Genomic DNA, 23,997 nt, shown 5'->3' on the forward strand with positions numbered 1-23,997 from the left:
CAGCGAAGCTGCGATCAGAAAAGTGGCCTTCATGGAATGACTCCTTGCTATCCGGGTCGTGAGACCCGTCGCCCGCACCTTCCGGGTACGGGGCGGCAAGGCAGGTACGGCGATGACGACGGAAAGTTCCGCCTCCGAAGCGATCTGTCGCGGGAAAGGGCCGGTCGATAGGCTTTTCGTGGCAGACGAATTGTTTTCGTATGGATCAAGGTGCTGCCGCCGCGTTCGCATAGTTCCTGTCATTATTCGGTTATCGCCAACGGGTTGAAAGAGACGGCACCGCATTCGACAGCAGATCAGGGCACGGACAGGTCTGACGATATCAGCGCCGCCGGTCGCTGCATTGTGGATCGGTTTTATAGCGGCGGATCAATTTCGTCTCCCGGCAGCAGCTGGGCCGGCTCTGTGAAGGTGGGTAACGGTTGCCCCAAAGCCTGCCGTTCCCTACCTGTTCACCCGTGAGTCTCCCTGCCCCCTCCCCCGCCGACCCGCTCTATTTGCGCGGATTGAACGAACCGCAGCGCGAGGCGGTGCTGACCACGGAGGGTCCGGTGCTGGTATTGGCCGGCGCGGGTACCGGCAAAACGGCGGCTCTCACAGCGCGGTTGGCGCATCTGATCGCAACACGGCGTGCCTGGCCGAGCGAGATATTGGCGGTCACCTTCACCAACAAGGCTGCGCGGGAGATGCGCGAGCGCGTGGGCCGGATCATGGGCGAGGCGGTCGAGGGCATGCCGTGGCTCGGCACCTTTCATTCCGTTGCCGCCAAGATGCTGCGCCGCCACGCCGAGCTGGTCGGCCTGCAAAGCAATTTCACCATCCTCGACACGGATGATCAGCTTCGCCTGCTCAAACAGCTGATCCAGGCGGCGGAGCTCGACGAAAAGCGTTGGACGGCGCGTGCGCTCGCCGGATTGATCGATCGCTGGAAGAACCGCGGCTGGACGCCGGCGGAGATCGACGCGGGCGAAAGCGAGGCGTTCGCCAACGGACGGGGCCAGGAACTCTACGCCGCCTATCAGGCCCGGCTGAAGGCCGTGAACGCCTGCGACTTTGGCGATCTGCTACTGCACATGCTGGTCATCCTGAAGACGCACCGGGATGTCCTCGAAAGCTATCAGCAGCGCTTCCGCTACATCATGGTGGACGAATATCAGGACACCAATGCCAGCCAATATCTGTGGCTGCGGCTGCTCGCGCAGGAACGCAAGAACATCTGCTGCGTGGGCGACGACGATCAATCCATCTACTCCTGGCGCGGGGCAGAGGTCGCCAACATCCTGCGCTTCGAGCGCGATTTCCCCGGCGCCAAGATCGTCCGGTTGGAACAGAATTACCGATCCACGCCGCATATTCTCGCCGCCGCTTCCGGCGTGATCGCCAACAATGGCGGGCGCCTCGGCAAGACGTTGTGGACCGAGGAAGCGAGCGGCGAGAAGGTTCGCGTCATCGGCATCTGGGACGGGCCGGAAGAAGCCCGCCGCGTTGGGGAAGAGATTGAAAGTGCGCAACGTGGAGGCGCGCGACTGGATCAGATTGCCATCCTCGTGCGCGCACAGTTCCAGACGCGCGAGTTCGAGGATCGTTTTATCGCGATCGGCATGCCCTATCGCATCGTCGGCGGTTTCCGCTTCTACGAGCGCGCCGAAATTCGCGACGCGCTCGCCTATCTGCGCGTGATCGCCCAGCCCGCCGACGATCTCGCGTTCGAGCGGATCGTCAACACGCCCAAGCGCGGCATCGGCGACAAGGCGATGACCAAGCTGCACCAGCTCGCGCGCGCCGAGGGGCTGCCGCTCACCCATGCGGCCGCACGTATCCTCGATACGGACGAGCTCACGCCTCAGGCACGCCGTGCGCTCGGCAATCTGATCGGCGACATCGCCCGCTGGCGCGCGAAGCTCGGCGAACTTCCCCATGCCGAGCTCGCCCGGATCATGCTCGACGAGAGCGGTTATACCGCGATGCTGCAGGCCGAACGCTCGGCGGAAGCCGCGGGCCGGCTCGAGAACCTCGCCGAGCTTGCACGCGCGATGGAGGAATATGAGACGCTTGGCGCCTTCCTGGAACATGTCAGCCTCGTGATGGACAATGACGCCAACGCTGACGAGGCGAAGGTGACGATCATGACCATCCACGACGCCAAGGGGCTGGAATATGACACCGTCTTCCTGGTCGGCTGGGAGGAGGGCGTGTTCCCGTCGCAGCGCGCGATTGACGAAGGCGGCACCGCCAGCCTGGAGGAGGAGCGCCGCCTCGCCTATGTCGCGATCACCCGCGCCCGCCGCCGCGCCTTCATCCTGCACGCGGCGAACCGCCGCATCTATGGCCAATGGACATCTTCCATCCCATCGCGCTTCGTCAAGGAACTGCCCGACGAGCATATCGACAGCGAGACGACGATGAGCGGCGGCGAAAGCCTCTGGCGCGCGCAATGGAGCGAGCAGGCCGATCCCTTCGCCCATGTTGCCCGCGCGCAGACTCGCGGCCCGGGTTGGCAGCGTGCCGTCGGCAAGCCGCTCGACATGAGCCCGACGCGCCTTGCCGAAGTAAAAGCGAGCGCCGCCAGCTTCGCCGCCAAGCCCCGCAGCGACATCGCGCTTGGCCAGCGGGTCTTCCACTCCAAATTCGGCTACGGCCTCATTGCCGAGATCGAAGGCAACAAGCTGGAAATCGACTTCGAACATTCCGGGCGAAAGCGGGTGCTGGACAGTTTCATCACGATCGGGTGAGGCGGTGGGGCCGGCCGCCCCATCGATCATATTCCATCGAGCCCCCTGCCCGCCTGATCTCTAGCGGCTAGGGCGCGCTGGCCTTCACATTAACGAAATCGTCGATCATCCCCGCCAGGAATCGCTCGAAAGCTTGACGCGCAGCCTCTTCTCCGTCGCCGGCCTGACGCAGCCGTGCGCCAAACAAGGCATCGCCCAGCGCAGCGACGGTCGTCAGGTGCACGATGTGGCGCGTGTCGGCCAGATCAGGTTCATTGCCGGGTTGTGCAAAGCGGCGGCGCGTCTCGTGTAGACTGATAACGATCTCTTCGAACAGCTTCAGCCGGTCGGCTGGCGGATGCGCGCCGGATTGCATGAGCCAGACGAGCCGCTCGGCCACGCCGCTGCGATAGGCGGCAAAAGTGCGGGCAACGCCGTCCTCGCCCGACCCGGCAGTTCCCATCCCGCCGATGACCTCTTGCGTCAGCTGGGTCATGGTGCGCGCGTTGAGCGCTTGGAGCAGGCCCTCGCGATTGCCGAAATGGTGGAGGATGGTGGGGTGGGAGACGCCGGCTTCGCGCGCGACGTCTTGCAGGCGCAGGCTTGCCGGCCCCTGAGCTCGGGTCACCTTCTCCGCCGCGTCCAGGATCAGGGTGCGCGCGTCTTCGGCCGTGCGGCGGATACGTTTCGGACGGTCGGTCACCCTGCCATTCCCACTATTGACAATATTGTAGATAGATCATATTCGGCACCTAGCAAAAGGTTGGCCCATGAATACATATCCGTCTACCATCGATACCAGGCTCCGCCCTCTTACCGCGTGGCGGGCTGTCCGCGCGCTGCGCGACGATCCGGAAGATACGCGCCAGATCTTCGTTATCTTCCGGGCGCTGCGCGGCAAATCCGGATATCGGCTGTTCGCGCGGTTTGCCGACAGCGCCAACGGACGGCGTATATTGGCGGAGCGCCGATCTCTGCTCGCCGCGCTGTCCGATCATGACTATCTCTCCGCGCTGCCCGCCGGCAGCGTCGGACGTACCTACCTTCGGTTCATGCAGGAGGAGAAGCTCTCGGCGGACGGCCTGGTGATGGCGTCCGGCTCGGACGAGCCGACACTTGATCCGGATATCATGTTGTTCCGCAATCGGATGCGCGATGCCCATGATCTTACGCATATCCTGACCGGCTATGGCCGCGATCCGCTCGGTGAATTGTGCCTGCTCGCGTTCATGAACCGCCACGTCCGCAATCCCGGTCAGTTGCTGATCATCGCTATGGCTTGGAAACGCATGTCCGGTGAAGCGCGCAAGGCGGTGTGGGAAGCGTATTGCAACGGCGGTAAAGCGCGCTGGCTCGTGGATCAGGATTATGAGGCGTTCCTTGCGCGACCTCTGGATGTGGTGCGGCGCGAACTCGCGATCCGCGCCCCGCATCGTTACGAAGCGCTCGCGTCGTGAAGGACATGATGATCGGCGGTCGGGCAATCCTGCTCGACCTGGCATCGACCTTATTCTTCCTCGGGCTCTACACAGTGACGGGGAACCTGCTGCTCGCGCTTGGGCTAAGTGTCGCGCTTGCATTGGGACAAATCGGTCTGCGCTTGCGGCGTCGCGAGCGGATCGATGCGCTGCAGTGGATCAGCCTCGTCACGATCATCGGCGGCAGCGCGACAACGTTGGTGACACACGACCCGCGCTTCATCATGCTGAAGCCCACGATTGTCTATACGCTGGTAGGCTGCACGATGCTGCGGCAGGGCTGGATGGCGCGCTACATGCCGCAGCGGGCGCTCAGTCACGTACCCGATCTAATCGTGATCGCCGGCTATATCTGGGCCGCACTGATGTTCGTGTCCGCGGCACTCAACATCGTGCTGGCGCTGACGACCAGCCTGCTGACGTGGGCGACCTTCATGGCCGGATGGACCGTAACCAGCAAGATAGTACTGTTCTTTGCACAGGTCGTAACGATGAAGGCCGTTGGCAGGCGCCGCGCGCAGCGGGCCGTCACCGTTACTGCTTAACTCGATCCTCGGATGTCGGTATCGCCTGTCAATCTGGGCAGATCCGGCTGAAGCAAGGCGTTGATGTGTCGCGCCCCAACCTCATTCAGCATCGTCGCCGGTGAGGCCGCGATCCGGCTCATTCGACGCCGCGCTGGGAGAAGGAGGGGCGCGCAGGCGTTAGCTGCTCCGGGTTGCCATGCCACGCGAGAATGACGGAACCTTGTTACGGGAGGCCTTTGGCCATGCGACTAGGCGATCTATGGCGCGGGCGCGGGCGTACCATCCCGCCCGACCCCGATTATCCAACGCTGGACGGCGTTATTAAAAGCTGTCTGCATCAGGATATGGACCTGTTCCATGAGACGATCTCGGATGCGATCGCCGAATGGGCCACGCTCGCGGAGCCGCAGCAGCGGGCGATGCTGATCCAGGACATCGACCGCTTTCTCGCACGCGAAGCCGCTGAGCCTGACGTCGCCTTTGTGAGGCGCTGGGGGTTCGACATAAACCCGCCGGACATGGGGCGCAGCAGCAGCGAATTCCTCAACGCTGCGCGCGCGATCGCGGTTGATCCGGCGGCCGCCTCCGGCTCGCGCGGGCGATGGTAAAGGCGCGACCGGGCCGCCGATGGCCTAAGAGCTAGGCGCCGATCACGCGCGCACGCTTTTTGGCAGCCGCCTGCTCATCCTCATCGAACCAGCCCAGATAGGTGCCGTCATTGTCCCAATCGATGATGCGGCCATTCCTCACGATGACGCTGATCAGGTTCTCCGCGCCTGTGGCCACCTTCACCTCGGCAAAGCGGCCCGAGAAGCCGTCCGCCACGTGGATGGCCTTGATCCGGCTCTTCGCATAGGCTTCCTCCGGATTGGTGATGCCGAACTCCCGCAAATGGGCCTCCAGCGACGTCTCCCCTTCCTCGGGCTCGACGCCGTAATCCGCAACCTGGAACGCGAAGTTCGCTTCGTCCCACAGCATGTCTTTCACCTGCCGTAGATGTTCGGGACTGAGCGCGAGAATATCGCCGATCGTTGCCGCCATCTTCTCGGTCACGTCCGGCTGCGCACCATCGGCCGGGAACAGCACAAACGGCAGCGCCTCCGCGAACAGAGGAACATGCAGCGTGACTTCGCCTAGGTCATTGGCATCCCATTGGACCATGTCTTCGATGTCGCCTGCGAGCATCCCGATCTCCTGCGAACAAGTTTACGCAACAGCTAATATTGTCTGGACTAAATTGAACCTCGTAACGAGAATAGCCATTATATCGCGTTCGACCATCACAGGCGAAAACAACGAACCGAAGGCAACCACGCATCCTGTCAAGCCAGAGCATGCCACGACTTCGATACGATTATCGTTCTTCAGACACTCTCGGCCCTAGGAGGTACAGCGCATGATGCTCCGCCCGTTGGTGGTCTTCTCCTCGATGTTCGTTGCCGTTGCAGCGGGCGCGGATGCTCCGCCCTCCCCTTCGCTTGCGACCGTTTGTTCGCGCGCGAACCGGACGTGTGCGACCCTGGCAGGCGATCATAGATCTGCGCTCATTTGGCGGAAGGGTGCTGGCGGCAAGCGTCTGCCGTTGTGGAAAACGCCGGTCGATAGCCCGCGCATCAGCGTGGCCGACAATGGCCGATCCTTGGTGGAGATCTATCCAGGCCTCACCCTTCTCGACAGGAGCGCTGGCCCCGACACGGTCGTCCTGGTTTTTCATCGCCCGCGCGCGATCCCCGTTCGCGTTCGGCTGAGCGAGGTCGTCGCGCGGCCGGCGCAGCTCCCGAAAACCATTTCGCATCGCCAGTGGGCCCGCGGCTATGGCTTCGACGACACGGGCAGCTTCGTGCTCGACACGGTGGAGGGGCGGCATATCCGCTTCGATCCGGCGACAGGCAAACGGCAATAGCAACGGCGCGGCTGGAGGCGGGCGGCATGCATGGCTGCGACGGGAAGCGACCATAGCGTCGCAGCTTCACACCGCCTTACGCAACATGTTTGTCGCGGCAGAGTTCTTTCGGCAATGGTTGTTGGCGACCCAGCATTGCACCGGGCGACGCGCGCATTTCTGAACCGACGCAGCCTGCTTCTCAAGCTGGCGGCTGTGGCGACGGCAGCCGGCGGTACGTATCTGCTGCTTCGCCCCGGCCAGGTCGATCCGAAGCAGGTGGCTGCGAGGGCAGCCGTGATCGACCAAGCCTATGGCGTTCGGATCGGCTATGGCGATCCTGCCTCTTTCTATGTGCCGCCCTACGGACCACGCGATGCTATAATCCCCGACGGGCACGCGACGGCGGCGGCACCTGCGGACGTAGCGCTAGCGCTGGATGCCATTGCCCAATCGCTCGCCGTCTACCCGCCCGGCTTCTACGCCAGCCTGTGCAAGGCGATCTTCCTCTGCGGCACGCTGCGCTTCGGCAACGAGGCCGCGGGCGGAACGTACGGCCCGGCCTGGATCATCCTGGCCGCCGATCCCAGCGTCGGCGCGGGCGGGATACGCGAAACCGCGCGCCTTGGCGTGCATCATGAATTCAGCTCGCTCGTGCTAAAGCGCGCGCCGTTGATCGAGATGCGGTGGCGCATGCTGATGCCGGCCGATTGGGAACCTGACCCCACCAACGATCAGGCGCTGCGGCATGATGGCGGCGCCAACGTTCAAGAAGGCTTTCTGTCCTCCTATGGCGCGACCTCACTGGAAAATGACTTCAACACCTATGCCGAGACAGCGTTCGCGAACCCCGAGCGATTGATTGCGCTCGCACAGGACGATCCCGTGATCCGCACCAAGGCGGCGTTACTGCTGGAGGCCTATGCGGCCCACGACCCTCGCATCATGCAGACTTACAGAAAGCTGGGCCTCAACAGAATTGCGTCAGCCTGAAGCATATCCGACGCGCCCGGCGCCCGCTCCCGAAGGAACATCCTGAAGCCTGAAGCATAGCCCCTATACCGTTGGCTACATCCGGGGAATGATGAACACGCACACCATGGCATTCGAGCCGCGCATTCTATCGCGCTGGTGGCATCTCAATGTCGTGCGGACCGTCGATCATGACGGCGTGCTGCGGCAGGTCAGCGAGGAGGCCGGTTGGTCCGGCCGTTATGTGTTTTTGATCCTGATTTCGGCGGCAATCTCTCTGTTGGGCCTGTTGATGCCGTCGGTGGCCGTACTGATCGGGGCGATGCTCCTGTCACCGCTGATGATGCCTATCATTGGCCTTGGCTTCGGCATTGCAACCTTCGACTTCGTGGAGATACGCCGCGCGGCGGCCGCCTTGCTGCTTGGGTCGATCATGGCCGTACTGCTTGCGGTCGTGCTGATAAGCATTTCGCCCGTCCAGACCGTGACGAGCGAGATTGCAGGTCGCACGCAACCGACCTTGTTCGACCTGCTGGTCGCTCTGCTGTCCGCAATCGCCGGGGGCTATGCACTCATCCGCGGTCGGGGCGGCACGGTAGTCGGCGTTGCAATCGCCATCGCCCTGATGCCGCCGCTAGTGGTCGTGGGTTTCGGCATCGCGACCTGGAACTGGACAATCTTCTCCGGCGCGCTGCTCCTGTTCCTCACCAATGCGGTCACGATCGCGCTGACCGCAGCGCTGGTTGCGCGCCTCTATGGCTTTGGCAGTCACCTCTCGCCGGCTCATACCGGTTGGCAGGTTATTCTGTTCGTCGCCGCAGTCGGCCTGCTGTCGGTTCCCCTCGGCGCCGCGCTGAAGCGGATCGCATTCGAGGCCGTGGCGCAGCGGCAAGCCCGCGAGATCTTGCAGCAGCGCTTCCCCGAAGGCGCACGGCTGAGCCTGATGGATATCGATCAAAGCGCAAAGCCGATGCGCATCCGTGCCGTAATGCTGACGCCTAAGATCGCGGCCGGCGCCGATCGCGCGCTGGCGGAGGAGCTTGGTCGTGCGTTCGGGCGGCCGGTTGATCTGCACGTCGATCAGATCCGCATCTCGCCCGAGCCCGGCGCGGCCGAGGCGGCACAGCTCGCCCATGCGGCCGACGCGCCCAAGCCCAGCGCCGCGGAGCAGAATGACCGCGCCGTCGCCGATCTCGCGCTGATCGCCGGCATCTCCACGGATATGGTCCACGTCGACCCTACCGCCCGTAATCTCGATGCCACCGCTGCGCGAATGCCGGGGTTGACGCTTGCCGGCTATCGCCAGCTTGAAGCGCGGGCGGCGCGCGCGTTGCCGGATTGGACTGTCCACCTGGCGCCGCCCACCGACGTGGCACTCTCCGATCTTGCTATCGATCAGGGGATGATCGACCCGGAGGCACTGGATCTTGCCGCATGGGCCTCGGCTCGACAGCTCCGCGATGTGGAGGTCGCCGGGGGCACAGCTGCCCGACGCGATGCCATCACGACCGCCATCCAATCCCGCGGGGGCCGAGCGGTGGCCGTGTCGAACGGCGGCACACTCCGTTGGCGGTGGCAGCCGCCTCAGAGACGACGTGAAGGCTAGCGCGGGAGCGATAGGCCGTCGATGCGCGGAAAGCCGCGACCGCCTTAAACCAGCAGATCGGCGTAATTCCTCAGCGTCACGGATATGTCGAACGCTTCGATCCGCCGGCCAGGCAGGACAGCCCTTTCACCCATCTGCGTCAGCAACGCTGCAGCGACATCATCCGGGTTGGCCGCATCCACCAACAGCCCATAACGCCCGAAGCCTAGCAGATTGGCCGCGTCGCCGGCGCGATCGGATGCGACGATCGGCAGGCCGCACGCCATGGCTTCCAGCAGGGCGTTCGAGCAGCCCTCCCACAACGACGTCATCAGGAAAACGCTGGCACGACGCATGATCGGGAAGGGATTGTCGACCGTCCCGATAATGAACAGACGGTCGTCCACGCCCAGCCGCCGCGCCCGCGCGCGTAGAGCGGCTCTTGCCTTGTCGGAGCCTTCGCCAAGGATGACGAGCGCCATCGGCGTAGTCCGGTTGGCGACCGCCAGCGCGTCGACCGCCGCCTCATGATTCTTCTGTTCGACCAGCCGGCCGACTGACAGCGCCCAAGGTATGTCGAGCGGCAGATAGACGTGCGGCGGCACGGGTTCGCGGGATCGCGCACGAACGGCCGCCACATCCACGCCGTTTCGGATCGTGCGCACCGGCTTGCCAAGCGCGGCCGCTTCGCGCGCCACGCTCGGCGATACCGCGAGTAACTCGGTCGCGCTCGACGCGATCAGCCGCAGCGAAAGCGCCCGGCGCAACCGCCCGAAGGCGCCACTCCGCCCGCCCTTATGCTCCAAGCTGTTGCTCAGCCGAAAAACCATCGCCGTCTGCAGCCCGACCTTGCCCGCTAAGCTGGCGACCAGATGCGTGCGATTGCCGACTGAAAGGAGCATTTCTGGCGCTTCCTTACGCAGGAAGACACGCAGCCGCTGCGCAGCGAAGAGGAGATGGCTGAGGCCCGGGCGCCGTTTGGGCTGTGCCAGCGCGACCACGTGCACACGCGGATCGACCAGCGGCGCGAGAACGCCGTTGCGGCTCACGACCAGCAGGGTCACGTCCGCCGTTTCGGCGAGATAGGCGGACAGCATCAGCGCGTTGCGGGTGACCCCCGTGGCTGCCAGGTCAAATAGCAAAATGGCGAGCTTGGCGCGCTTCGTCTCAGCGGCAAATGGCAGCTGTAGCGATGCATCGGCGTGCGCAAGCAGTGTAGCCATGATTGGCGCGTAGCGGCATCGCGTTGCGTGCCGGTGACAAGTTCATGACGTTTCGGCCATGCAGGCACCGCCTGCCCCGCGCACGTCCGGCGGATCGCATCACAGCGCTAAGCTTTGTTGGTGCCATGTGGGCATATGGCTTTGGAAGGAGGAACGGTGATGCTGGGCAAATGGTTTAGGCGGAAAGAGCCGGATGTCGAGCAACCCGAGACGGATCGAGACGCGTTGCTGACAGCCGCTGTGGCCGAACAACGTGCCAAAAACCCACTTGCCGGCGCACAGGTCGCAGGGAAGGACATCCTCGCCCGCCTCATGGATGTCAGCCGCGACGAACGTGGCGTGCATGTTGAGACCCTGTTCATGGCGCTGGGCGCCGTCGCCGGCTTCGCCTGCCAGATCAGCGTGCGCGCGATAGCCGCTGCGGAGGGGCGTGAACCGCCTTTCACCATCGCCACCACCGCCGACGGCCGTAGCGTCTATTTTGGCGATGCCCTCAACGCCCCGCTGGCCGAGGATAGATACTCGGTCTGGAGTTTGGCCGCTGCGGCGGTGGAGACGTCCGGCGCGCCCTTGCCTGATCTCCACGAACTCTTCGGCCACGTCGCGAAAACGGTCGGCAGCGCCGAATTCGGCCGGCCGCGCTATCCGGAGGGCACTGGCAGCGCGACCCTTCCGGAAGCGGTTGTACGGGATTTTTGGCCCGTGATCGCGGACGTGCTCGGGCGGTTTTGCGGGGCGCCGGGCGAATGGCCGGTAGCCGGCGGTCTCGCCATTCAGGAAGCGATCGAACTTGCCCGTTCGGCGATTGCACCCGACACCGCCTGCCGCATTGCCATGGAAACCGCGATAGCGATGTCAAAGATCGATCCGTCCGAAGTGGGGATCAGTGTGCCCCGAACTGCATAGCAGGCCTTGATGTACGGGCCGCCGCCGACCAAATGCCCAACCCACCCCACCCGGCGACTGGCCGAACGACAGCTAAGGAAGCAGCAGCATGATGCAGGGCGAGATGTTTATCGCAGGCGAAGCACGGCGTGGAACGGCAGCGCCCGTCCGAGCGGTCAATCCGGCTACGGGCGAGACTTTGGAGCCGGCGTTCGGAGGCGCCACGAAGGCCGATCTGGACGCGGCCTGTGCGGCGGCAGAAGCCGCGTTCGACACCTACCGCAGCCTGCCGGCCGACGCCCGGGCCGCTTTCCTGGAGTCGATCGCGCAGAATATCCTCGACCTGGGTGACAGCCTGATCGAACGCGCCATGACCGAGACGGGGCTTCCTCGCCCGCGTCTGGAAGGCGAGCGCGGGCGTACGGTCGGCCAGCTGCGCATGTTCGCGCAAGTCGTGCGGGACGGACGCTATCAGGATCTGCGCGTCGATCCGGCCGACCCCGCGCGCGTGCCGCCACGCGTCGATCTGCGCCTGCGCAACATCCCGCTCGGTCCGGTGGCGGTGTTCGGCTCGTCCAACTTCCCGCTCGCCTTCTCGGTTGCGGGAGGCGACACCGCGTCGGCTTTGGCAGCGGGCGCACCGGTCGTGGCCAAAGCGCACCCCGCCCATCCGGGTACGTCCGAACTTGTCGGCCGCGCGGTCGCCAAGGCCGTTGCAGATGCGGGGCTGCCGGCGGGCGTCTTTTCGTTGCTGTTCGATGCCGGGTATGAGATCGGCGTAGATCTGGTGGCCGATCCGCGCATCAAGGCGGTCGGTTTCACCGGCTCGCGGCGCGGCGGCCTTGCCCTGCTCGACGTCGCGCAGCGCCGCCCCGAACCCATTCCGGTCTATGCGGAGATGAGCTCGATCAACCCGGTCATACACCAGCCGCCTGCGCTGGAGGCGCGTGCAGAAGCGATCGGCAAGGCCTTCGTCGGTTCGCTGACGCTGGGCGCAGGTCAATTCTGCACCAATCCTGGTCTGGTGCTGGCCGTCGACAGCCCGGCTCTGGATCGCTTCGTACAGGCTGCGGCGGCCGAGCTCGCGCAGATGCAGGCGCAGCCAATGCTCACACCAGGTATCCATGCCGCTTATGAGAATGCCGTCGCTGCGATCGCCGATCATGGTGACGTGCGTACCGTCGCGCAGGGGGCGGCGGGCGAATTCTATCGCGGTCAGGCGGCGTTATTCGAAACAACCGCCGAGGCGTTCGGCCAGCATAAAGAATTGCAGGACGAAATCTTTGGGGCCGCATCGCTGGTCGTACGCTTCCCCTCCCTGGAGGCACTGCGCGACGCACTCGGCAAGCTGGAGGGTCAATTGACCGCCGCGCTCCATGTCGTGGAAGAAGATCATGCTGAGGCCGCAAAGCTGATCCCGATCCTGGAACGAAAGGTCGGTCGCATCCTGTTCGACGGGTTCGGCACCGGCGTCGAGGTGGGCCATGCGATGGTCCATGGGGGCCCCTTCCCCGCCACGAGCGACTCCCGCACGACCTCGGTCGGTAGCCTGGCGATCGCGCGGTGGCTCCGCCCCGTCAGCTACCAGGACATGCCGGATGGTCTGCTTCCTGCCGAGCTTCGTCGCGACAATCCGCTTGGGGTCGAGCGGGCCGTGCTCGGCGCCGCGCCCTCGACCCAGGCAGTCTGATCTGGACGGACCACGCGCCTCGGCTGGCTAGCCAAGGCCGGTAAAGCGGGGCGCGCGGTCCAAGAGATAATCGATCAGGGTGGTCACCCGGCGCGGCGTCAGCCGCCGTTCGCGCCGGATGATCGATACGGCGACCGGATCGTCCCGATGCGCCTTCAGAAGCTCGGTCGCCTGTCCCGCGCGTAACGGCTGATCAGCAAGATACAGCGGCGTACAGGATATGCCGGCACCCGCAAGGCACGCCTGCCAGCCACTGTCGCCATCGTCGAACACCAGACGGGCGGCCGGTGCGAACCGCCCGCTTTCTCCGTCCGCGGTTCGAAACGGCCAGCCTTGGACCTGACCCGTCCGCAAGTTGCGAAAACCGATCAGATCGTGCTCGCTGAGCTCCTCGATGGTCGACGGCGTTCCCATCCTGGCGAGATAGGCCGGCGCCGCACAGAAGATCCATGGAAAGGCAAACCAGCGCTGCTGAACATGGCCGGGAATTCCTTCCAAGGGGCCGCTGCGCAGCGCGAGATCGATCCCCTCATCGGCTAGGCTGACGAAATCGTTACTCGCACGGACGTCGAGGGCAATGTCCGGATGCGCGATCCTGAAACTTGCCAGCAAAGGCGCAAGTACGGCACGTGAAAACCCGACCGAAGCGCTGATGCGCACCATGCCGCTGCCACGGTCGGACACAGCTTCGCCCGCGGTCTCGCGGAAATGGAGCGCGGCTGCGAGAACCGCGCGGGCTGGCTCCAGCAGCGCCTCGCCTTCCGCCGTCAGCGACAGAGCATGAGTGGAACGGTGGAGTAGTCGCGCGCCCGTCGATTGTTCAAGCCGCACAATGGCCTTGGACACACTGGCGGCTGACATGCCCAGGCGCCGCCCCGCTTCAGCCAGCGAGGTCGCATCGATCACTGCGATGAAACAGCGTAATTGCGGAAGCGATACGTCCAGGTCATCGACAAGCATAACCGATCAATAGACATCCGTCAGGAAGTTCACGAGCAGTTCGTTGGTGACCTCTGGCTGCTCACGATGCGGCCAATGGCCGACATCCGGCAGCACCGCCATCTTGCGAAGCCCCGGCACATCGCGACGAAGCGCCGCTTCATCATAGGGGCGAACCTTCGCTAGCCCGTCCACCGCGCCGGCCAGGAACAGGCTTGGCTGATGGATTTGCAGCCCCTTGAACGGGCGATTGATGCGCGCGAACGGCTGGCCCGATCGGTAATAGTTCAACGGCCGGTGAAAGCCTGTTCGCTGGAATTCGGCGACCGTATACGCCACATCGGTCGGGTCCGCCCAGGATGGTGCATCGGCCGGCGCGGGTCGCAGCATCTCGCGCGCCGGATCGAACGGGTCCCATTGATCCTGCGGCAGCGGCGATCCCGACGTCCAGTAAAGCGCGGCTGGATACGTCCTCGCGGCATCCGCCCAACGCAGGTCCGCCTCGGGCTCGCGCTGCCGGAACATGTAGAAATCATGCTTGCCGGCCGCTTCCATCCGCTCGAACAGGCTGGGTCCGCCCGCCGGGAAGAAGGGCACGCTCATGCCGACGATCGCTTTGAAGCGGTCGGGGCGCAGCAGTCCGGCATACCAGGCGGTGCCGGCACCGAAATCGTGGCCGACGATCGCAGCATCAGTCAGCTGCAACGCGTCGAGCAGACCCACCATGTCGCCGACAGTATGGAACGGCGTATAGGCGGTCGCTTCGACCGGGCCGGTACTGCGGCCATAGCCGCGCATATCCATGGCGATCGCGCGATACCCCGCCGCGGCCACCGCTTCCATCTGCAGCCGCCAGCCGATCCAGACCTCTGGAAAGCCATGGCAGAACAACACGGGGCGTCCATCGCCCACTTCGACAACGTGCAACTGAACGTCGCCGACATCTACATCACTATGTCTCATGGGTATGGCACCATCTTGAGGGGGTGGAACACCGCTTCGGCGATCGCGTCTCTTTGAAGCACCTCCGCTGCGGCATAGTCAGGGTCGGCAATCAGGTCGGCAAACGCGCTACGGCTTGGATAGTTAATCAAGGCAATTGCATCCCAGGTCTGGCCGAACTCGGCACAGAGCGCGCTCAGATTTTCGCCGGCGAAGCGAATGGCTCCCCCATGCCACAGTACGATAGGTGCAATGATCTCCAGATAATCGCGATACATGTCCCGGCCCCCATTGGGCGCAAAGCGCAGCAGGTTGAGCATGAAGATCGGCTGACCATCGTCCTGCGCCAGGAACGCTTCCATTTTCTCGGGTATGAGGGAGATCATGACATCACTTTCCGTCCGGCCGCACGCGGTCCGGCTGCGCGGCGGTCTCCGCCCGGCATCTTGCCATGGGGCGTCTGGTAAGGATGCCTTCGCCCGCCGCGCATGCATAGCGGCCCCTCGGGTAAGTCAGTGTTGCCGATAAGGATCTATATTGATGCTCCCGGCCGCCTTGAAGCGGAAGGCGCCGGAGCGCCCGTCGCGACCGATGAACGACTTCGCGGCGGTGGCGTTTCCCGGGGGTCGGCGTCATGGAGTCCACATGAAAGCGCTCGCCCAATGTCTGATGCTCTTGCTCCTGGCGGCAATGGCCCCTCCGGTCCGCGCACAATTGGGCAGCCCGGATCCTTCGATAGCGGCAGGGCAGACGCTGGACGAAGGACGCAAGACCCTCACGGCTGTCGACAAGTCGCTGGACAGCCGGCTGAGCCGCTCGGAACGCGACGATGCGCGCGATCGCGCCAACACAGTTGCGAGCCAGGCCAATACCGCCGCCGCGACGCTGCAGACACAGATGGATCTGATCGATGCGCGGATTGCGCAGCTCGGCCCAGTGCCGACCGGTATCGTCGAAGCGCCGGATATCCGCGCGCAACGCAGGTTGCTGGCGCAACAGCGGGCCACGCTGGATTCCCAAATCAAGCGCGCGAAGCTGCTGGCTATCGACGCACAGCAACTTTCCGATGACATCGCCGCCAGCCAGGCCGAACAATTCAATCAGCGCATGTCGGCGCATACCGCATCGCCGCTCTCCCCGGCTTTCTGGTCGCCGGTGGCGCGAAACTTCCCGCGCGACATGCGGCGGACGATCGCGTTCATGCGGCATGGCGCCGATACGTTTCTCGCGGGGCTGCTGTCGTCGCGTTCCTGGATCGCGCTGCTCGGCGCGCTGATCGCAGTTGCGCTGCTTGTGCCTGTGCGGATGTGGTTGCGTCGTGCGGGCCGGCGCTACTTGGTCGAGCGCGCCCCAACCAGTCGCGTTCGCCGATCGAGCTACGCCGTCTGGCTGGTCCTGGTCGGGACTTTGGCACCCGGCTTCGCGGCATTGTGCCTGGTACAGGGGCTGCGCTGGGCCAGCATGCTCTCACCCGGATGGGATACAATCGCGACCTCGCTGATCCATATCTCCTTCGTCGGCGCGGCGATCTGGGCGCTCGGCGGCGCCCTGCTGCAGCGGCGTGAGCCGGGCTGGCGGCCCCTGCCGGTCAGCGATCAGGCGGTCGCTCCGATCCGGATCTGGACCTGGTTCGCCGCCGGGCTGACGGTGATCAGCCTGCTGTTCATGCGCACCAATGACGCCATCGGCATCAGCGGGCCGGCGGCCGCAGCGGCCGATGTCATCGTCGCGCTCGTCTACCTTCTCCTGATCATCGGGCTCCTTTTCACGATCGGTCGGCTGCAGGCGGAAGCACTCCGCGGGCTGGAAGACACGAGTGCACCGGTGCAACGGACCAGCCTGACGCTCGCTACCATTGTCGGCTGGGCCGCCTGTATCGCGGCGATGATCGCGCTGCTTTTCGGTTATATCAGCCTGGCGCGCTTCGTCGCGTTCACGATCGTCTGGCTCGCCATTGTCGGCAGTGCGCTATACCTGCTGCTGAACGCCGTCGACGATCTTTCGACGACCCTCTTCTCCTCCAAGAGCAGGCTCGGCCGTTCCGCCCATTATGGGCTCGGCGTGCGCCAATCGACGGTCGAGCAGGTCGGCGTCCTGACATCGGCCGCGTTGCGCGTCATCCTGTTCGCGCTGGCGCTCGGCATCGTGCTGATGCCGTTCGGCACCGACGTCGGCTCCTTGTTCGGCACCATCTTGTCCGCCGCGCAGGGTATCACCATCGGCGCGCTCACGATTTCGCCGGGCGCGATCGTTCGGGCGATCGTCGTTTTCGTGCTGGCGCTGTTCCTGGTTGGCGTCGTTCAGAACTGGCTGAACGCGCGCTATTTGCCGGCGACGCGACTGGATGCGAGCGCGCGCAACTCGATCATGATGGTGACGCGCTACACCGGCATCGTGCTTGCCGGCCTGTGGGCGCTCGCCTCGCTCGGGCTGGGCATGGAGCGGATCGCGCTCTTGGTCAGCGCCCTTTCCGTCGGCATCGGCTTCGGCTTGCAGGCGATCACGCAAAATTTCGTATCCGGCCTGATCTTGTTGGCAGAACGCCCTGTAAAAATCGGGGACTGGGTGAAGATCGCGGACCAGGAAGGCGACGTGAAGCGCATCCGTGTCCGCGCCACAGAGATCAAGGTGGCCGACGGGTCGACGCTGATCGTGCCGAACTCCGAACTCATCACCAAGACGATCCAGAATATGACGCTGGCCGATCCGCTCGGCCGTATTCAGCTGCAATTCTCCGTCCGGCTCGGCACCAATGCCGGCCAGGTTCGCGACATCGTCACCAGCATCCTTGAGGACAATCCCCGCGTCCTCACCGATCCCGCGCCGTCGGTCTACATCGATCAACTCGCCGACAACCGCATCTTTTTCAATTGCTTCGCCTATGCCGCCAGCCCTCGCGCCACCTACGGCATCCGCAGCGAGATCCTGTTCGCCCTGCTCGAACGCTGCGCCGAGGCCGGGATCGAGATCGGGACCAAGCAGCAGATTGAGCTCATCGCCGCCCCCGGGCTTGACCCTCGCGACACCGGCGAGGCCGACGCCTGACCTGCGACTTACCGATGCCCTGCACACTTTGCTGCGGTGCTGTGCCTGCGGGTTCGCCTTGCACCCAAGGCACGGAGATGTAGAGGCTCTTTACGGGCGGTGCGTCCGTGTGGAGTTGCGATGAAGCGATGGCTGAAACTATCTTGAAATGGCGGCGGCGTCTTGCCGGCGGTATGACCGGTTTGCTTACCTCCTCGCTGCTGGCGACACCCGTCCTGGCGCAAGATCTCGCATCACCTCCTCCTCCGCCCGCTCCGGTTTCTATCCCCGCCCCGGTTCCGATCCCAAGGCTCGGCAAGAGCCAGATCAGCGATTTGCGCGCAGCCCTCGCCCAAGCCCAAGCGCAGGGGCTCACTGATCGTACGCTCACCAGCGACGAAGCGCAGGCGGGCGATCAGGCGCTGATCTCCGCCATTCTCGATTATGCGCGTGCGGTTCATGCCGGGCAGCTGGATAGCGGTGATTTCCTGCGGGAATGGGGCCTGCGCCCCGCGCCATATGACCCCCGCCCCTCCTTCGCTGCGGCCGTGGCGCAGGACAAGCTGCGCGCGTGGCTGGCAAGCCTGCCCCCGCCTTATGCGGGCTATGATGGGTTACGGCGCGGCCTTGCGACCTATCGCCAGATCCAGGCCGATGGCGGCTGGCCGCGCCTGGAGCCCGGTCCCGACATCATGCCCGGCGTGACCGGCGCGCGCGTCGTCGCGTTGCGCAAGCGCCTGGCGGTTGAGGACAAAGCGGTCTCCACCGATGGCGATGCGTTCGACGATGCGCTGCTGGATGCGGTCCGCCGCGCACAGCGGCGCTATGGCCTCAACCCGAGTGGTATCGTGTCGACGCAGACGATCGCCGCCTTGAACGTACCTGTGTCGGTACGCATCCGGCAGATCCTGGCGAATATGGAACGCTGGCGCTGGCTGCCGCCGCAACTCGCGCGCAACCGCATCCAGGTGAATATCGCCGCCGCCGTCCTGACAGTGTTTGACGGCGACGTGCCCGTAAAATCGATGCGCGCCGTGACCGGCCGGCCGGGCGACGAAACCCCGATGCTGCAATCGACGATCACCAGCATCGTCCTGAACCCGCCCTGGAATGTGCCGACGTCGATCGCCACCAAGGAATTGTGGCCGAAGGAGAAGGCGAACCCCGGCTATTTCAAGCGCAACGGCTTCAAGGTCATCTCGCTGGCGGACGGGGGGAGCCGTCTGCAGCAGCAGGCCGGCACCAAAAGCGCGCTCGGCCGGTATAAGTTCGATTTCGACAATCCCTATGCCGTCTATCTGCACGACACGCCGACCCAATCGACGTTCGCGCTCTACAGCCGGCTGTCCAGCCATGGCTGCGTACGGTTGGAAAAGCCGGGCGAATTGGCGGAGCTGTTGTTGAAGGATACGCCCGATTGGGCGCCCGACGCGATCAAGGCGACGATCGACAAGGGCGATACGGTGCGCGCGCGTCTGCAGACGCCGGTGGCCGTCTACCTGCTCTATTGGACCGCCTTCGCCAGCGCGAATGGCCAGATCAGCTTTCGCGGCGATCCTTATGGATGGGATAGCGGCCTGATGGACAAGATCGATGGGCGCGACCGCAAGGAATTGGTGGCAGACGTGCTGAAAGGGGTAAGATGATCATGGGCAAGATGGGCCGCTTTGCATCGGGCGGGCTGCTCTTTGCGGTCGCGCTGGGCGTGACCGCCTGCGGCGAGAAGAAGCATTGGAGCAGCGAGAATGCCGAGACGGAGAATGCGTCTGACACGCGCCCGGTGACGCCACCACAGCCAACGCCCGCGACCGACGCGCCGACCGCGCCGCCGACCCCCGTCGCCACGGAAAAGCCGGTCATCCCGCCTGCTGAACCGCCATCGGCAGAAGCCCAGATGCAGGATGACGCTGACGCCAGCGGTATGACGGCCCCGGTACAAAGCGGCGACGACACGAGCGGGCCGGCCTCGAACGAGAATTAACGCGACCCAGGCGTTCGTGACGCCTGCAATCGGCTGTGCATCGTGCTCGGCACATGCGCGGCGGATGTTGATCCTGCACAAAGGACTGAGGAACCGGCTCGCCGCGTGTCGGCGGGCCGCCTTCCCAACGCACACCAAGCTTCATCTTGATGACCGCATCGGCTAGTCGGCTGGCCTAGCCAATGCGCAGAGAAACGGAATGTCTGACGCTGAAGATTATGCGCGCGGGCGGCGCGACGGATTGCGCCTCGCCCTCGCCGTCCTCACCGCCGAAGAGGCCAAATGGGCAGGTTTGTTGGGCGGAAGTTCGTCCTGGCGCACGAACTTGTCACGAGAAGTACGGCATAAGACCTTGCAGGTCGCACAGAAGCGGCTGCAGACCGTCCTGAACCGCCTGTCGCCCAAAGAAGAGGGCGCGATCGATGCCGAACTGGCAGATGCGCTGGAACAACTCGGGCTTTGAAGACGGGGTCGCCCCCTCGGCTAATCGACCAACGGGGCGGGCACGGGCAAGCAGAAACCCGCCTGATCTTTCCTGAAAGGCTGTGCCCGGCCATGTGCCGAGCGCGGTTTTCCACGGCGCGAAAGGCGCGACCACGCCATCGACACCTCCTGCTTAGGATCCGTGTCTGCCCAACAGGGTGGAGGCACGAGAAGCTGACCCGTTCGGCGGGAGCCCGCCGGCCCCGCTATCGCCAACATAACGAACCTCTGCTGCCTCGCGCGTATCGCCGCCCCACTTCGCGCTAAAGCCGGTGCCATCCAGGCTTAGAGCCCAGCCCAACGAGCGAACGGCCTCGGCCATATGCTCAAATGCACGCAGGCGGTGCTCCGGGGAGGATCGCAGCAAATTCGCTGGTCACCATCCGAAACACCGCCTGAAAGGGTCGTCATGTAACACCGATCCTACGGTGGATGCGTCGCGCACCCACCTTGGGATCAGGCCATTCTCATCAGATCTTTACGCGGACGCCCAGGTACATGAAGCGGCCGATATTGTCATAGATCGTGTCGTACCCGTTATAGGCACTGCCGTTACCGATCAGGCCGAGCGGCGGCTTGCGATCCCCGATATTATTGACGCCACCATAAACGCTCATCCGCTCATCGACGCGCACGTTGAAGCGGGCATCGTGGTACACGACATGTGGATAGTTCTTACGATCGGCATAGAAGGGATCGTAAGGCGTCCCATCGAGGCCGGCGACAACATGCTGCGTTTCATAATCGGTGATCGACTGCTTGCCGAGATAGCGGAACGTGTAGCCGACCGTGAGCGCCTTGAAGGTATAATCCGCATCCACGTTGAACTGGATGCTCGGCTGACCGAGCGTCCCCTTCAGACGCTGAGGCCGTGACGGATCGTCGATGTACGGATAGTCGGTCCGGAAGCGATTCCAGGTGCCGATGAACCGCAGCGCGAGGCGATTGTCGCTATCGAAGCTATGATTGTAGGCGACATCGACGTCGATACCCTTGGCGCGCTCGGCCGAGAAGTTGAGCGACGACTGCAGCAGCGCCGGAAGCTGGAAATCGCCGCCGGCGGCGCGCGGGAAGATCAACGAGCAGAATGAATTATTCAGATCGGCAGCGTCATAGCAGCCGTTCAGGATGTCCTGCGCATCGACCGACGCGATAACCGAGCGGATCTTGATGTCGTAATAATCCACGGTCACCGACAGGCCGGGAATGAAGCGCGGCTGCAGGATCACGCCGTAGGTCCAGCTCCGGGACTTTTCGATGCCCAGATCGGGGTTGCCGCCCGACAAGATCTGCAACGTGCTGCCACGCGTCACCGAATTCTCGAAACCGACCGGCACGCCAGCTGCGCGGCAGTTGGCGGCACGGGTGCTCGAGCCCTTGTCGATATAGTTGACGTCGCAGGGGTCGGTCACGCTCGCATAATTGATCGAGTTGGACGCGTAGAGATCACCCAGCGTAGGCGCACGAACCGACTTCGAATAATTCACACGGAAGCGAATGTCGTTGACCGGCGCATAGACCAGACCGCCATTATAGGCCCAGACCGTACCCGCCGATCCCTTATAGTCGGAAACGCGGGCCGCTCCATTGATCGTCAATTCCTGGAAGAACGGACGATCGCGCAAGATCGGGAATTCGATTTCGCCGAAGGCTTCCTTCACCGCGAACGACGGCGGATTGAAATCGGGGATGGCGTTCAGGAACGTGGCACCCGATCGCACCAGCTCGTCATAGGAATAAGACGCCGTTTCGCGACGATATTCGCCACCCAGCGAGAACCGCACTGGTCCGCCTGGCAGTTCAAAGAGTTGCGAGCTGTCGCCCGTGACGTTGGCGGTGATGTCGAACTCGGTCGCCTTGCCACGCCGGTGCGACGTGGTGAAGGCATAAGCGAGCGCGGCAGCACGCTGCGCCGGTGACTGCGCGGTCGCATTCTCGCCCAGCAGATCCAGCGGCGCGCATGCCGGATCGGTCACGCTGATCTGATTCACGCGGCAGACGATCTGGCCCGCCGAGTTACGGACCGCATCGATCGACTTGTAGAAATTCTCTTCGATACGATTGTTGTAGAAGCTGGAGCGCGTCTTCAGCTGTCCATAATTGACCGCAACGTCATATTTCCAGTCGTCGTTGAACGTGCCCTGCACGCCGCCGACGATCCGCCACGTATCGCGGCGATCGCGCTCGTCGCGCGTACCCAGATCGTCGTTGCTGCGGTTGAGCGTGAAGAAGGACGAACCTGCGGGCAGCATCGACTGGATCAATCCACGCGCCTGCGGCGTCAGGAAGGCATTGTCGAACTGGATCGGCGTCACGTTCAGATAATTGTAGGATTCCTCGTCCGCGCCCTGGCCGCCACCTTGCGAGAAGGTGCCGCTGCCCCGGTTGAACGAATTCACGCGCACGAACTTCGCTTCGAAATAAGGGCGGAATGCATCGGACACATCGTAGTGACCGATCACGTTGGCGACATAACGCTTGTAGGACGGCAACAGCGTGCCATTTTCAAACAAGGTCGAGCCATCGCCGCCCTGATTGTTGTTGGAGCCTGCCGGCCGGAAGTCGCGTCCGTAGTTGATCTCGCTCAGCGAGCCATCCTGCGCGAACTGGAAGATGCGCGGGAAACCATTGGGGAGGCACGCCGCCGCCACGCCGCCTGCGCAAGAGCGGACACTGCCGCCATTGTAAGCGATGAAGTTTCCACCCTGCGCATAGCCGTAGCTGTGGATGCCCGTCAGGAACTGACGATCGGGGATGGTATTGTCCGCCGCAGGGTTATCGACCTGCTGGAATTGCTTGCGCCCGCTGAATGCCCCGGTCAGGCCGTTCCGGTCTGCGTAGGTCACCAACTGGGCCTGGTCATATTCCAGTGCGACAGCGATGTTGCCACGGCCTTCAGCGAAGTTCTTCCCGAACACGCCGGAAAGCTTGTACGTGCCGCGATCACCATGGGAGGTGATGCCACCCTGGGCATTGAAGCCGATGCCGTCATAATCCTTTTTCAGGACGAAGTTGACCACACCCGCCATGGCGTCCGAACCGTAAACGGCCGAGCTGCCACCAGTGACGATGTCGACACGATCGATCAGATCGTTCGGGATCGTGTTCGTGTCGACAAGGAACTCGCCTTCCTGCGACGTAATATGCCGGCGACCATCGACCAGAACGAGCGTGCGCGAAGAACCCAGGCTGCGCAGATCGAGAATGTTCAGGCCCGACGTCCCGATGAATGCAACCGAACCAGCCTGGTTGAAGCTGGTGCTCAGTGCAGGCAGGCGGGTCAGCTGATCGCCGATATTGATCTGGCCCGACTTGGCCAGGTCTGCCGCCGACACGCTCGTGACCGGGATCGGCGATGCCAGCGTCGGGCGCGCGATACGCGATCCGGTAACCACGATCTCCTGCTGCTCTGCCGGCGCCTCTGCCGCCTGCTGCTCCGGGCCGCCCGTCGGCGCGGTTGCGACGGCGGGGCTGGCAAGCGTGGTGTCGCCCTGCGTGGGCGTAGGCGCCTGTGCGGCAAGCGCGGTGGCGAGTCCGGTGGCGAGCGGGAGACCGATCAACAGCGAGCGAGCGCGCCGTGCGAAAGGAGTGGTTGCGACGAACATGTGCGAATCCCCAATTGGGGCCGGTTCGCCCCGTTTGTTGCTGATTCATGAATAAGGCTGTTCAAGCCTC

At 64.0% G+C, this 23,997-nt stretch carries 20 protein-coding genes; 13 read left to right on the forward strand and 7 right to left on the reverse strand.

Annotated features, from left to right (window positions below):
* The first annotated feature begins 458 nt into the window (after positions 1 to 458).
* Positions 459 to 2,732 (forward strand): ATP-dependent helicase, encoded by a 2,274-nt coding sequence (locus ACOJSI_RS11140; protein WP_420138362.1) that lies wholly within the window; start codon positions 459 to 461, stop codon positions 2,730 to 2,732.
* A gap of 67 nt (positions 2,733 to 2,799) precedes the next feature.
* Here ACOJSI_RS11140 and ACOJSI_RS11145 read toward each other — a convergent pair whose 3' ends face one another.
* Positions 2,800 to 3,414 (reverse strand): TetR/AcrR family transcriptional regulator, encoded by a 615-nt coding sequence (locus ACOJSI_RS11145; protein WP_420138363.1) that lies wholly within the window; start codon positions 3,412 to 3,414, stop codon positions 2,800 to 2,802.
* A gap of 67 nt (positions 3,415 to 3,481) precedes the next feature.
* Here ACOJSI_RS11145 and ACOJSI_RS11150 point away from each other — a divergent pair, with 67 nt between their 5' ends.
* The 3 genes from ACOJSI_RS11150 (at position 3,482) to ACOJSI_RS11160 (ending at position 5,324) form a co-directional block, all read left to right on the forward strand.
* A complete protein-coding gene (locus tag ACOJSI_RS11150) occupies positions 3,482 to 4,168 on the forward strand; it encodes a Coq4 family protein (RefSeq protein ID WP_420138364.1) in 687 nt (228 codons plus the stop codon).
* A gap of 5 nt (positions 4,169 to 4,173) precedes the next feature.
* Positions 4,174 to 4,734 carry an inner membrane-spanning protein YciB gene (locus tag ACOJSI_RS11155; protein ID WP_420138381.1) on the forward strand — a complete coding sequence of 187 codons (561 nt, stop codon included), beginning with the start codon at positions 4,174 to 4,176 and terminating at the stop codon, positions 4,732 to 4,734.
* 224 nt (positions 4,735 to 4,958) lie between these two features.
* Positions 4,959 to 5,324 carry a contact-dependent growth inhibition system immunity protein gene (locus ACOJSI_RS11160; RefSeq protein WP_420138365.1) on the forward strand — a complete coding sequence of 122 codons (366 nt, stop codon included), beginning with the start codon at positions 4,959 to 4,961 and terminating at the stop codon, positions 5,322 to 5,324.
* A gap of 31 nt (positions 5,325 to 5,355) precedes the next feature.
* Here ACOJSI_RS11160 and ACOJSI_RS11165 read toward each other — a convergent pair whose 3' ends face one another.
* Positions 5,356 to 5,901, reverse strand: a complete 546-nt coding sequence (locus tag ACOJSI_RS11165) for a hypothetical protein (RefSeq protein ID WP_420138366.1) — start codon at positions 5,899 to 5,901, stop codon at positions 5,356 to 5,358.
* 211 nt (positions 5,902 to 6,112) lie between these two features.
* Here ACOJSI_RS11165 and ACOJSI_RS11170 point away from each other — a divergent pair, with 211 nt between their 5' ends.
* The 3 genes from ACOJSI_RS11170 to ACOJSI_RS11180 all read left to right on the forward strand — a co-directional run bounded on the left by ACOJSI_RS11170 (position 6,113) and on the right by ACOJSI_RS11180 (position 9,176).
* Entirely contained in the window at positions 6,113 to 6,619 is a 507-nt protein-coding gene (locus tag ACOJSI_RS11170; protein WP_420138367.1) for a hypothetical protein, read from the forward strand.
* Positions 6,620 to 6,733: 114 nt separating this feature from the next.
* On the forward strand, positions 6,734 to 7,591 hold the full coding sequence (locus ACOJSI_RS11175; RefSeq protein ID WP_420138368.1) for a hypothetical protein: 858 nt from the start codon (positions 6,734 to 6,736) through the stop codon (positions 7,589 to 7,591).
* 91 nt (positions 7,592 to 7,682) lie between these two features.
* Positions 7,683 to 9,176 carry a DUF389 domain-containing protein gene (locus tag ACOJSI_RS11180; protein ID WP_420138369.1) on the forward strand — a complete coding sequence of 498 codons (1,494 nt, stop codon included), beginning with the start codon at positions 7,683 to 7,685 and terminating at the stop codon, positions 9,174 to 9,176.
* Positions 9,177 to 9,220: 44 nt separating this feature from the next.
* Here the strand turns inward: ACOJSI_RS11180 and ACOJSI_RS11185 are convergent, their stop codons facing one another.
* Positions 9,221 to 10,378: a glycosyltransferase gene (locus tag ACOJSI_RS11185; RefSeq protein WP_420138370.1), complete on the reverse strand. Its 1,158-nt coding sequence runs from the start codon at positions 10,376 to 10,378 to the stop codon at positions 9,221 to 9,223.
* Positions 10,379 to 10,534: 156 nt separating this feature from the next.
* Between ACOJSI_RS11185 and ACOJSI_RS11190 the strand changes: the two genes are divergently transcribed.
* Both ACOJSI_RS11190 and ACOJSI_RS11195 read left to right on the forward strand, forming a co-directional pair.
* Positions 10,535 to 11,284: a hypothetical protein gene (locus tag ACOJSI_RS11190; RefSeq protein ID WP_420138371.1), complete on the forward strand. Its 750-nt coding sequence runs from the start codon at positions 10,535 to 10,537 to the stop codon at positions 11,282 to 11,284.
* An 88-nt stretch (positions 11,285 to 11,372) separates the two neighbouring features.
* The gene (locus tag ACOJSI_RS11195; RefSeq protein ID WP_420138372.1) at positions 11,373 to 12,953 is read left to right on the forward strand and encodes an aldehyde dehydrogenase (NADP(+)); all 1,581 of its coding nucleotides are present in this window, start codon (positions 11,373 to 11,375) and stop codon (positions 12,951 to 12,953) included.
* Between the two features lie 27 nt (positions 12,954 to 12,980).
* Here the strand turns inward: ACOJSI_RS11195 and ACOJSI_RS11200 are convergent, their stop codons facing one another.
* The 3 genes from ACOJSI_RS11200 to ACOJSI_RS11210 are packed head-to-tail and all read right to left on the reverse strand — an operon-like array spanning position 12,981 to position 15,220.
* Positions 12,981 to 13,913, reverse strand: coding sequence for a LysR substrate-binding domain-containing protein (locus ACOJSI_RS11200; RefSeq protein ID WP_420138373.1), 933 nt, complete (start codon positions 13,911 to 13,913; stop codon positions 12,981 to 12,983).
* 6 nt (positions 13,914 to 13,919) lie between these two features.
* Positions 13,920 to 14,855, reverse strand: coding sequence for an alpha/beta fold hydrolase (locus ACOJSI_RS11205; RefSeq protein ID WP_420138374.1), 936 nt, complete (start codon positions 14,853 to 14,855; stop codon positions 13,920 to 13,922).
* Positions 14,852 to 15,220 (reverse strand): hypothetical protein, encoded by a 369-nt coding sequence (locus tag ACOJSI_RS11210; RefSeq protein WP_420138375.1) that lies wholly within the window; start codon positions 15,218 to 15,220, stop codon positions 14,852 to 14,854. Before ACOJSI_RS11210 ends, ACOJSI_RS11205 begins: the two co-directional genes overlap by 4 nt.
* 259 nt (positions 15,221 to 15,479) lie before the next feature.
* On the opposite strand from ACOJSI_RS11210, the gene ACOJSI_RS11215 reads away from it, so the two are divergent.
* From ACOJSI_RS11215 to ACOJSI_RS11230, 4 genes are all read left to right on the forward strand, one after another.
* Positions 15,480 to 17,879 carry a DUF3772 domain-containing protein gene (locus ACOJSI_RS11215; RefSeq protein WP_420138376.1) on the forward strand — a complete coding sequence of 800 codons (2,400 nt, stop codon included), beginning with the start codon at positions 15,480 to 15,482 and terminating at the stop codon, positions 17,877 to 17,879.
* Positions 17,880 to 18,052: 173 nt separating this feature from the next.
* Positions 18,053 to 19,504 (forward strand): L,D-transpeptidase family protein, encoded by a 1,452-nt coding sequence (locus tag ACOJSI_RS11220; protein ID WP_420138377.1) that lies wholly within the window; start codon positions 18,053 to 18,055, stop codon positions 19,502 to 19,504.
* Complete coding sequence (locus ACOJSI_RS11225; protein ID WP_420138378.1) at positions 19,501 to 19,839, forward strand: hypothetical protein; 339 nt, start codon at positions 19,501 to 19,503, stop codon at positions 19,837 to 19,839. Before ACOJSI_RS11220 ends, ACOJSI_RS11225 begins: the two co-directional genes overlap by 4 nt.
* A 199-nt stretch (positions 19,840 to 20,038) precedes the next feature.
* Positions 20,039 to 20,302 (forward strand): hypothetical protein, encoded by a 264-nt coding sequence (locus ACOJSI_RS11230; protein WP_420138379.1) that lies wholly within the window; start codon positions 20,039 to 20,041, stop codon positions 20,300 to 20,302.
* Between the two features lie 490 nt (positions 20,303 to 20,792).
* Here the strand turns inward: ACOJSI_RS11230 and ACOJSI_RS11235 are convergent, their stop codons facing one another.
* The gene (locus ACOJSI_RS11235; protein WP_420138380.1) at positions 20,793 to 23,927 is read right to left on the reverse strand and encodes a TonB-dependent receptor domain-containing protein; all 3,135 of its coding nucleotides are present in this window, start codon (positions 23,925 to 23,927) and stop codon (positions 20,793 to 20,795) included.
* Positions 23,928 to 23,997: the final 70 nt, after the last annotated feature.

This window comes from Sphingomonas sp. (assembly GCF_048595155.1).
Lineage (GTDB): Bacteria > Pseudomonadota > Alphaproteobacteria > Sphingomonadales > Sphingomonadaceae > Sphingomonas_I.